The sequence below is a fragment of the Thermoanaerobacter sp. YS13 genome, assembly GCF_000806225.2.
Taxonomy (GTDB): domain Bacteria; phylum Bacillota; class Thermoanaerobacteria; order Thermoanaerobacterales; family Thermoanaerobacteraceae; genus Thermoanaerobacter; species Thermoanaerobacter uzonensis.
This window is the reverse complement of sequence record NZ_JOOI01000002.1, coordinates 346,690-355,000: the sequence shown is the minus strand read 5'-3', so window position 1 is coordinate 355,000 and position 8,311 is coordinate 346,690. Positions and strand designations below refer to the sequence as shown.

Genomic DNA, 8,311 nt, shown 5'->3' with positions numbered 1-8,311 from the left:
GGTACCAGAGTACCACGGGATAGGCGACCCTGTGGGAAGGAGGGAGGACCACCTCCCAAGGCTAAATACTACCAAGTGACCGATAGAGGAAAGTACCGTGAGGGAAAGGTGAAAAGAACCCCGGGAGGGGAGTGAAATAGAACCTGAAACCATATGCCCACAAGCAGTCAGAGTTTGCCGCAAGGCAAATGATGGCGTACTTTTTGTAGAACGGGCCGGCGAGTTACGGTAGCAAGCGAGGTTAAGCGTAAAGCGGAGCCGAAGCGAAAGCGAGTCCGAATAGGGCGAGAGTTTGCTGTCGTAGACCCGAAACCGTGCGACCTACCCATGGCCAGGGTGAAGCCGGAGTAAGATCTGGTGGAGGCCCGAACCACGTTGGCGTTGAAAAGCCATGGGATGAGCTGTGGGTAGAGGTGAAATGCCAATCGAGCACGGAGATAGCTGGTTCTCCCCGAAATAGCTTTAGGGCTAGCCTCAGGGTAGGGCCTATGGAGGTAGAGCACTGAATGGGCTAGGGGCCAAGGAGGTTACCGAACCCTATCAAACTCCGAATGCCATAGGCAAATACCTGGGAGTCAGACTGCGAGTGATAAGATCCGTAGTCGAGAGGGGAACAGCCCAGACCTCCAGCTAAGGTCCCAAAGGGCATGTTAAGTGGAAAAGGAAGTGGGACTTCGAAGACAACCAGGATGTTGGCTTAGAAGCAGCCATACATTTAAAGAGTGCGTAACAGCTCACTGGTCGAGAGGTCCTGCGCCGAAAATGAACGGGGCTCAAACATGCCACCGAAGCTGGGGCTACCGCGGGAGCGGTGGGGTAGGGGAGCGTACTGTACGGGTAGAAGGTGGAGCGTAAGCGAAGCTGGACTGTACAGTAGAGAGAATGCCGGCATGAGTAACGAGAGTAAGGTGAGAAACCTTACCGCCGGAAGCCTGAGGTTTCCTGGGGAAGGGTAATCCACCCAGGGTAAGTCGGGGCCTAAGCCGAGGCGAGAGCGTAGGCGATGGGGAACCGGTAGAGAGTCCGGTACCACCGAGGGCCGTTAAGAGAAGTGGGGACGCAGCGAGATAGGTGGAGCGTGCGGTTGGTAGAGCACGTCCAATCAGTCACCGAAGGGTACGTAGGCAAATCCGCGTACTAGCAGGGGGCTGAGAAGGGGAGCCGTAAGGCGAAGCCACCGAAGCAGCTGCCGAGAAAAGCCGCTATCGAGGTCCGAGGTGCCCGTACTGCAAACCGACACAGGTAGGCGAGGAGAGAATCCACAGGCGAGCGGGAGAACCCTCATTAAGGAACTCGGCAAAATGACTCCGTAACTTCGGGAGAAGGAGTGCCGAAAGGCCGCAGAGAAGAGGCCCAAGCGACTGTTTACCAAAAACACAGGTCTCTGCTAAGTCGGAAGACGAAGTATAGGGGCTGACGCCTGCCCGGTGCTGGAAGGTTAAGGGGAAGGGTAAAAGCTCTGAACCGAAGCCCCAGTGAACGGCGGCCGTAACTATAACGGTCCTAAGGTAGCGAAATTCCTTGTCGGGTAAGTTCCGACCCGCACGAAAGGCGTAACGACTTGGGCGCTGTCTTGATGAGGGGCCCGGTGAAATTGTAGTACTCGTGAAGATGCGAGTTACCCGCGATTGGACAGAAAGACCCCGTGGAGCTTTACTGTAGCCTGTCACTGGATTTTGGTAATTCTTGTACAGGATAGGTGGGAGACGGAGAAGGTAGGGCGCCAGCCTTACTGGAGTCGGCGTTGGGATACCACCCTGGGATTACCGGAATTCTAACCTATAGCCGTGGAGCCGGCGTAGGGACAATGGCAGGTGGGCAGTTTGACTGGGGCGGTCGCCTCCTAAAGGGTAACGGAGGCGTCCAAAGGTTACCTCAGCGCGGACGGGAATCGCGCGAGAGAGTATAAAGGCAGAAGGTAGCCTGACTGCGAGAGAGACATCTCGAGCAGGGACGAAAGTCGGGCTTAGTGATCCGGCGGCAGTGAGTGGGGACGCCGTCGCTCAACGGATAAAAGCTACCCCGGGGATAACAGGCTGATCTCCCCCAAGAGTCCACATCGACGGGGAGGTTTGGCACCTCGATGTCGGCTCATCGCATCCTGGGGCTGAAGTAGGTCCCAAGGGTTGGGCTGTTCGCCCATTAAAGCGGTACGCGAGCTGGGTTCAGAACGTCGTGAGACAGTTCGGTCCCTATCCGTCGCGGGCGAAGGAAACTTGAGAGGCACTGTCCCTAGTACGAGAGGACCGGGATGGACGAACCGATGGTGTACCAGTTGCACCGCCAGGTGCACAGCTGGGTAGCCAAGTTCGGAGTGGATAAACGCTGAAAGCATCTAAGCGTGAAGCCCGCCTCAAGATTAGGTTTCCCACCCGGCACTCAACTATACTTACTGGAGGAAGGCAAGATGTATTATGTGTATGTCCTGACAAATGAAAAAGGAAAGATATATATATAGGCTATACGTCTAATATAAAGGAAAGGTATTTAGCGCATCAACGAAAAGAAATAAAGAGTACAAGAGAAGGAAAATGGAGATTAGTATACTATGAAGCATATAGAGATAAAAAAGATGCGTTGATAAGGGAGAAACATTTAAAAAAGTCAGGACAAGGGCGTAGATGGCTAAAAGAGAGGATAAAGAATAGTCTTTCCACTAGTGAGTAGAGTTGAGTGCCGGGGTAAGACACCTCGAAGACCACGAGGTAGATAGGCCGGGGGTGTAAGAGTGGAAACACTTTTAGCTGACCGGTACTAATCAGTCGAGGACTTGACCTTTGGCTTTGTGCAGTTTTGAGGGTCTAGATTTCCGGTGGCGATAGCGGAGGGGAAACACCCGTTCCCATTCCGAACACGGAAGTTAAGCCCTCCAGCGCCGATGGTACTGCTTTCGCGGAAGAGTAGGTCGCTGCCGGTAAAATTTTATAAAGCCCCCTTTATAAATAAACTCCTTTATAGGAGTTTATTTTTTTATATATATTTCCCAGACGCCAGTTAACACTTCCTCTATTTTTAAAGTGCAACCTATTTTAGAAAAGTACGTTTCTATATTGTCCAAGCTACAGCGATGGTCTACAACCACTTTTAATACATCTCCTTCTTTCATTTCTTCATATTTTTTTCTAGTTTTTAAAAGTGGCAAAGGACAGATTTCCCCCATACACATGATTTCATGAACCATTTGCATCACCTTTAGCAGAAAAAATTTTTACCGCTGTTTTTTATAAAGTCGATGAAATCGAACTTGGATTTTTTGTAAATCTTTTTATTATATATGATTGAATAAGTGTAATTAAATTCTATGTTTTCAACCTGAACTATAGACAAGGTCTTAGTATATAATTCTTTCTTTATGGCTATATAGGGTAAAATAGACAAACCGTGTCCTGCTGCTACAGAGGACTTTATCGATTCAATAGAGGGAGATTCCATTTCAATTTTTAATTTTTTGATGTCAATTCCATTGGCTAAAAGTGTTTCTTCAATTACTTTTCTTAGAGCGCATTTTTTATGTATTATAAAAAAATTATAACGCAATAATTTGTTTTTTAACAAGCTTTTTTCTTCCCAATTACCACTTGCGACAAAATGCATTTTGAATTCTCCCAGAGGAATGCAGGAAATATTTTCATCTATGTAACAGCCTTCTATAAACCCAATATCTATTCCTCCTTCTTTGATGTTATAGATCACTTCTGGTGTGAAATTATGTTCTACGTGAACTGTCACATTCTTATACCTTCTTTTAAATTCGTGAAGAGTGCAAGGGAGAGCGTATTGGCCAATAGTGGGGCAAGAGGAAATTGTAAGCCTATTTATACAGTCATTTTCGCAGCACTCTAAGTCTTTAATCATATTGTCACATAGATTTAATATCCTCTCTGCATACTGATACACCAATTCCCCAGCTGGGGTAGGAATGACTCCTCTGTTACTACGCTTTAAAAGAGTAGCTTTTAAGTCTTTTTCTAACGCTTTTATTTGTTGACTTATAGCAGGTTGTGAGAGATACAATTCTTTTGCTGCGGAAGAAATGCTCTTATAGTATACAGTTTTATAAAATGCTCTCAAATTTTCAATATTCACAATGACCCCCCCTGTTTGTTAAAAAGCTATCGCAGTACAACGTTTCGCTTGATTAAGTTTTATTATACTACAAAGTTTGTTATAAGTAAAACTAATATCACATAAGAATTTCAAATAATATATAGGGAAAATTTTATAGTATAATAAAATTGAAATGTTAAAATGATAACAAAGTGAGGAGGTATGTAAAATGGGAAATGATGTTAAACCCACCTATACTTTAGACGAAAGAGGGGAAGTATGTCCAGTTCCTGATGTAGACACGAGAAGAAAACTTAAGGAGATGAAATCAGGAGAAATTCTTGAAGTGTTAATTGACTATGCACTTTCCAAAGAGAGAATTCCATCTGGGGTTAAAGAAATAGGAGGGGAAGTCATCTCTATTGAGGAAATTGGCCCCAGTGAGTGGAGAATTCTTATTAAAAAGCTTTGATAAGATGAGGGGGAGATTTTATGGATCCGAGGGTACAGGGACTTTTAGTAGGAATACTTTTTGGAATAGTTTTACAAAGAGGTAGAATTTGCTTTAACTCAGCTATAAGAGATGTGAAGATGACAAAAGATAATTATCTTACAAAATTAGCCTTACTTGCAATACTGGTGGAGACAGTAGGGTTTCAATTAGCTGCTCAATTAGGCTGGATTAAATTGAATCCAATAGCTTTTGTACCTCTTGCACAGATAATTGGAGGATTTTTATTTGGTATGGGTATGGTCTTGGCAGGAGGATGTGCCAGTGGTATTACTTACAGGATAGGTGAAGGTTATATAACAGCTTTTGTAGCCGCAGTATTTTTTGGTGTCACCGCTTCTGCCGTAAGAGGAGGACCTCTATCATTTGTAAATAGTTGGATGGGAAAACCCATAACTACCACTAATAACCCGGGAGGGTTTTACGCTTCAAAAGATGGAGCTGTCAATTTAACTTTGGCAAATCTTTTAAATATTAATCCATGGATTGTAGCAATCATTTTTGCTGTGATACTTTTGATAGTATTAATATTTTGGAAGACTACGGAAAGGAAAGTTTCAGGACTTGATTGGGTTACAGGTGGAATTGCTTTAGGACTTGTAGGAATTATAGCATATCTTTCTCAGAAGACATATCCCCTTGGCATCACAGGAGGTTGGGTGAATCTTTTCAGAACCACTACTGCAAATTTAGACCTTACTAAGCCTATTCCGTACAACTGGATGGGCATGGAGATAGTGGGCATTATAGTCGGAGCATATCTGGCGGCACTTTTTGCAAAAGAATTCAGATTGAGAGTTCCAAAAGACCCAAAAACTTTTGTTCAGGTAGCAGTAGGAGGTATTTTAATGGGATTTGGTGCAGGAAGTGCAGGAGGATGCAATATAGGACATATTCTTTCTGGACTTCCACATCTAGCAATAAGCTCAATTATTTTTACAATCTTTACAATACTCGGAAATTGGTTTATGGTGTGGTATCTTTTTGAAAGAAGATAAATTGTGGAAGGGCTTTGCCCTTCCAAGGAAATTTTAAGAGGAGGGAATAAATATGCATATAGCAATACAGGTAAATGTGCCCCCTTATACAAATGAGGATATGGACACAGCGATGCATTTAGCACAAATCCTTGTGAATAGGGGGCATAAAGTTTCAATATTCTTATTTGCTGATTCTGTTCTTGCAACAAATAAACTAGTAAAACCCATGAAAATTGATAGAAATATTCCATTAAAACTTCAAGAACTTTCAGATAAGGGAGTAGAGGTTCACATTTGCGGTCTTTGCGCACAATACAGGGGAATTACAGAAGATATGAAAATTGAAGGTTCAGATTTCTCCGGAGTGCCGGAAATGGCAGCACTTATTTACAATTCCGATAGGTACATCAATTTACTGCCATAGGAGGTGTAAAGAATGAAAAAAGTTTTATTTGCAGTGTACAATTCGCCTGTTGGGAGCATCTGGATAAATGAGGCTCTCAGAAGTGCTTTTGGTATGTACGGAGAAGACCTTGAACCGATTGTACTTTTTGTAAACGAAGCAGTTCTTGCAGTTCGTAAACAATGCAAACCAGAAATAGTTGGATGTTTACCGCTATCTATTACATTTAAATATTTGGAGAGATACAATACTCAAGTGTATGCAGTAAAAGAAGACCTTGAAAAATATAACATAAAAGAAAATGAAATTGAACCTCATTGGAATTTAAAGACGATAATAAAAGAGGAACTTCCAGAGTTTGTACATTCTTTCGATAAGGTAGTATTCTTTTAGGAGGGAAAAGATATGGCGTTGATAATTGTTAAGAAAAGTTCGGCTAATAAACTTTCAGAATTTTTGTTGAAACTTGCACTGCCCCAGGATAAAGTTATTTTCATACAGGATGGGGTCATTTTTGCAATTGAAAAAAATCTAAAGGGCCTTGTAAAAGAAGGGGTTGAGCTCTTCGCGCTTAAGGAAGATTTTATTGCAAGAGGATTTGAAGAGAGTGAAAGCCAAATTCCGTTGATAGATTATGATGGGTGGGCTGATCTTATAGAAAGAGATGAGAAAATAATTTCTTAGAGGTATGATTATGATGACACCTGTTGCTTCAACACAAGCAGAAGTCGTCGTAGATAATGTTTTTGGCGAATCAAACACATTAGATTATCTGATTTGGTGAGTCTGTACACAAAGTGTAATTTTCTTAAATACAAACTATTGTTAAAAACTTAAAGTTTGGGAGCTTTTTGAATGAACAAAATATTTCATGGAATAGGGGGTTTTTAAAGTGAAAGTTTTGGAGGGATTATACTATTCTAAAGACCATGTATGGCTTAAAATAGAAGGGAATAAAGCATATATAGGAATAACTGACTATGCACAGGATTCTGTAGGAGATATAGAATACATTGAATTACCAGAAGTAGAGACTGAATTCACTGCTGGCGATGTACTTGGAGTCCTAGAATCGGCAAAAGCAGCCTCTGACGTTTATATACCAGTGGATGGAAAAGTAGTTGAAGTAAACAACAATATTCTTGATGACCCTTCTTTAGTAAACAGTGATCCTTATGATAGTTGGCTTGTATTAGTAGAACTTAAAAACAAATCACAAGTTGAGAATTTAATGACAGCCGAAGAATATAAGAAATTATTAGGAAAATAATAAAAGAGAATGCCTGAAAAGGCATTCTCTTTTGTGTGTTGACTTTATTAATAATTTTAGTAATGTTATAATTATTTAAAGGTTTTTTATTCAGAAGGGTATATATGTAATTTTTTGAAGGTAGTAATATGGCAATGGAGGGATAAAAAATGGGGAGAATCCTATGCGGTGTGGACTTAGGGGGGACAAAGATAAGTACAGGGCTTGTAGATGAGAAGGGCAATATCATAAAAAGCATCAAAATACCTACTATGGCAGAAAAAGGGCCAGAAGAAGTAATTAAGCGAATCGAACAAAGTGTTTATGACATTTTAAAAGAAGCAGGATTAAAATTATCTGATTTAAAAGGAGTTGGGATTGGATCTCCAGGTCCCCTTGATGCTAAAAGAGGAGTAGTTATAAGCCCACCTAATCTTCTGGGGTGGGACAATGTCCCTATTGTAGATATTTTATCTAATAAGCTGGGAGTTGAAGTAAAATTAGAAAATGATGCAAATGCTGCAGCTATTGGAGAACATTTATTTGGCGCAGGAAGAGGTATAGACAATTTTGTTTATATAACTGTAAGTACTGGGATTGGTGGTGGCGTAATAATAGAAGGGAAACTTTATAGCGGAGAAAATTCTAATGCAGCTGAGATTGGGCACCATACTATAAATTTTAATGGGCCTCGGTGTAATTGCGGAAATTATGGATGCTTTGAAGCTTTTGCTTCTGGTACAGCTATTGCGAGATTTGCTCAAGAAGGAATTCAAAATGGGAAAGATACAATGATAAGGGATTTAACCAAAAATGGAGTAGTAAAATCAGAACATGTATTTGAAGCGGCAAAATTGGGAGATGAATTTGCAAAAGAATTGGTTAACAATGAAGCTTTTTATCTTGGAGTAGGAATTTCAAATATCATGGCTTTTTATAATCCAAAAAGAATTGCCATAGGTGGTGGCGTATCCACACAATGGGAGATGCTCTATAATAAAATGATGGAAACAATAAAGAAAAAAGCTTTGAAGCCTAATGCTGAAGTATGTGAAGTAGTAAAAGCAGAGCTTGGAGAAAACGTGGGTGTTTTAGGAGCGGCAGCATTACTTTTATAAGAG

At 41.7% G+C, this 8,311-nt stretch carries 9 protein-coding genes and 2 rRNA genes (1 of these 11 cut by a window edge); 9 read left to right on the top strand and 2 right to left on the bottom strand.

What is annotated here, in order from left to right; genetic code table 11:
- Together THYS13_RS09560 and rrf are read left to right on the top strand one after the other, a co-directional pair.
- Positions 1–2,778 (top strand): 23S ribosomal RNA (locus THYS13_RS09560); it begins 404 nt to the left of the window's first position.
- A gap of 30 nt (positions 2,779–2,808) precedes the next feature.
- A 5S ribosomal RNA gene (gene rrf, locus THYS13_RS09555) occupies positions 2,809–2,917 on the top strand.
- A 45-nt stretch (positions 2,918–2,962) separates the two neighbouring features.
- Here rrf and THYS13_RS09550 read toward each other — a convergent pair.
- Both THYS13_RS09550 and THYS13_RS09545 read right to left on the bottom strand, forming a co-directional pair.
- Positions 2,963–3,181, bottom strand: coding sequence for a sulfurtransferase TusA family protein (locus THYS13_RS09550; protein WP_042834318.1), 219 nt, complete (start codon positions 3,179–3,181; stop codon positions 2,963–2,965).
- 11 nt (positions 3,182–3,192) lie between these two features.
- Positions 3,193–4,086: a LysR substrate-binding domain-containing protein gene (locus THYS13_RS09545; protein ID WP_042834317.1), complete on the bottom strand. Its 894-nt coding sequence runs from the start codon at positions 4,084–4,086 to the stop codon at positions 3,193–3,195.
- 190 nt (positions 4,087–4,276) lie between these two features.
- On the opposite strand from THYS13_RS09545, the gene THYS13_RS09540 reads away from it, so the two are divergent.
- The 7 genes from THYS13_RS09540 (at position 4,277) to THYS13_RS09510 (ending at position 8,308) form a co-directional block, all read left to right on the top strand.
- A complete protein-coding gene (locus tag THYS13_RS09540) occupies positions 4,277–4,519 on the top strand; it encodes a sulfurtransferase TusA family protein (RefSeq protein ID WP_029687703.1) in 243 nt (80 codons plus the stop codon).
- A gap of 20 nt (positions 4,520–4,539) precedes the next feature.
- On the top strand, positions 4,540–5,556 hold the full coding sequence (locus THYS13_RS09535; RefSeq protein ID WP_042834316.1) for a YeeE/YedE family protein: 1,017 nt from the start codon (positions 4,540–4,542) through the stop codon (positions 5,554–5,556).
- 52 nt (positions 5,557–5,608) lie between these two features.
- A complete protein-coding gene (locus tag THYS13_RS09530) occupies positions 5,609–5,962 on the top strand; it encodes a DsrE/DsrF/TusD sulfur relay family protein (RefSeq protein ID WP_042834315.1) in 354 nt (117 codons plus the stop codon).
- Positions 5,963–5,974: 12 nt separating this feature from the next.
- A complete protein-coding gene (locus tag THYS13_RS09525) occupies positions 5,975–6,334 on the top strand; it encodes a DsrE family protein (RefSeq protein WP_042834314.1) in 360 nt (119 codons plus the stop codon).
- Between the two features lie 12 nt (positions 6,335–6,346).
- On the top strand, positions 6,347–6,625 hold the full coding sequence (gene tusB / locus THYS13_RS09520) for a sulfurtransferase complex subunit TusB (RefSeq protein ID WP_042834313.1): 279 nt from the start codon (positions 6,347–6,349) through the stop codon (positions 6,623–6,625).
- A 208-nt stretch (positions 6,626–6,833) separates the two neighbouring features.
- On the top strand, positions 6,834–7,211 hold the full coding sequence (gene gcvH / locus THYS13_RS09515; RefSeq protein WP_042834312.1) for a glycine cleavage system protein GcvH: 378 nt from the start codon (positions 6,834–6,836) through the stop codon (positions 7,209–7,211).
- Between the two features lie 149 nt (positions 7,212–7,360).
- Positions 7,361–8,308: an ROK family protein gene (locus THYS13_RS09510; RefSeq protein ID WP_042834311.1), complete on the top strand. Its 948-nt coding sequence runs from the start codon at positions 7,361–7,363 to the stop codon at positions 8,306–8,308.
- Positions 8,309–8,311: the final 3 nt, after the last annotated feature.

Coding starts and splice junctions, on each gene's coding strand:
- THYS13_RS09550 (WP_042834318.1), bottom strand. CDS start 3,181: ATGGTTCATGAAATCATGTGTATGGGGGAAATCTGTCCTTTGCCACTT.
- THYS13_RS09540 (WP_029687703.1), top strand. CDS start 4,277: ATGGGAAATGATGTTAAACCCACCTATACTTTAGACGAAAGAGGGGAA.
- THYS13_RS09535 (WP_042834316.1), top strand. CDS start 4,540: ATGGATCCGAGGGTACAGGGACTTTTAGTAGGAATACTTTTTGGAATA.
- THYS13_RS09530 (WP_042834315.1), top strand. CDS start 5,609: ATGCATATAGCAATACAGGTAAATGTGCCCCCTTATACAAATGAGGAT.
- THYS13_RS09525 (WP_042834314.1), top strand. CDS start 5,975: ATGAAAAAAGTTTTATTTGCAGTGTACAATTCGCCTGTTGGGAGCATC.
- tusB (WP_042834313.1), top strand. CDS start 6,347: ATGGCGTTGATAATTGTTAAGAAAAGTTCGGCTAATAAACTTTCAGAA.
- THYS13_RS09510 (WP_042834311.1), top strand. CDS start 7,361: ATGGGGAGAATCCTATGCGGTGTGGACTTAGGGGGGACAAAGATAAGT.